The following is a 969-nucleotide window of genomic DNA, read 5'->3' as shown; positions in this document are numbered from 1 at the left end:
ATTCAGCAAATGAATGAGGTCTTTCTGGAATTGGAAAACTACCTGGCGGCTTACCCGGAAATTGAGTCTTTTGTGACCAGCATTCACAATATTGATAATGGCCGTTTGGAAATAACTTTTGTGCCGGAGGAAGAAAATGGCGCTTTTCCACATCTGTTGAAAAATGAGCTGATCAGGCAGGCCAATCAAATCGGGAGTGCGGATTTTGATATTTGGGGGGTGGGACAAGGATTTAGCAATAACACCCAGGAGGGCTGGTTCAATAACCACATTGAGTTAAGGGGCTATAATTATGACCTGATTATGGCTGAAGCTACGATGTTTAAAGATACGCTGCTTAAGCATAAGCGCATTGAGGAGGTCATCATCCAAACAGGCAATTCATGGCGCGGGAAACCGCGTTATGCCTTTGTCATGGGATTGGATGCCGAAAAGCTGGAGGAAGTAAATGGGTCTTTACAGGACGTGTACAGGGAACTGTTGTTTCAATCGCCCCGTGAGATAAGGGCTGCAGAGGTTGCTGGCGAAGAAGGGGTCATTCCCGTGTTTTTGCGGGAGGCTTCTTCCGGACAAACTACGATATGGGACATGCACAATAACATGCTGACGGCATCGGGCAAAGCTTTTCGCCTGAAGGATGTGGGTTTTATTAATGCGGGAGCGCACCGGAAATCTTATCCGTAAGGAGAACCAGGAATACCTTCTGGTGGTGCAATATGATTTTCTGGGACCATGGGAACTGAATAACCGGGTGCGTAAACGTAACCTGGAGCAACTCAATGAGCGCTTGCCGGTGGGTTTTACGGCGCACGACAAAGGGGGCTATAGCCATTGGCGAAAGGAGGAGAGCAGCCAGTACTGGCTGCTGTTGGTGGTGATTGGGGTGGTGTTTCTCCTGTGTGCCATTTTGTTTGAATCCTTTTTGCAGCCCCTGGCGGTTATCGCGAGTATTCCGGTGGCCATGATTGG

General features: G+C 48.6%; 2 protein-coding genes. Both read left to right on the top strand.

The genetic code is table 11. The annotated features are described in order from the left end of the window. A partial coding sequence (locus JCM15548_RS22095) for a hypothetical protein (RefSeq protein WP_162198311.1) occupies positions 1-684 on the top strand: 684 nt, incomplete at its 5' end. Next, the coding region (locus tag JCM15548_RS20635) for an efflux RND transporter permease subunit (RefSeq protein ID WP_162198310.1) at positions 638-969 on the top strand (332 nt) is incomplete at its 3' end. The genes JCM15548_RS22095 and JCM15548_RS20635, both read left to right, overlap by 47 nt.

Origin of the sequence: Geofilum rubicundum JCM 15548 (assembly GCF_000974365.1) — a bacterium.
GTDB classification, from domain to species: domain Bacteria; phylum Bacteroidota; class Bacteroidia; order Bacteroidales; family Marinilabiliaceae; genus Geofilum; species Geofilum rubicundum.
This window is presented reverse-complemented; position numbering and strand designations above follow the sequence as displayed.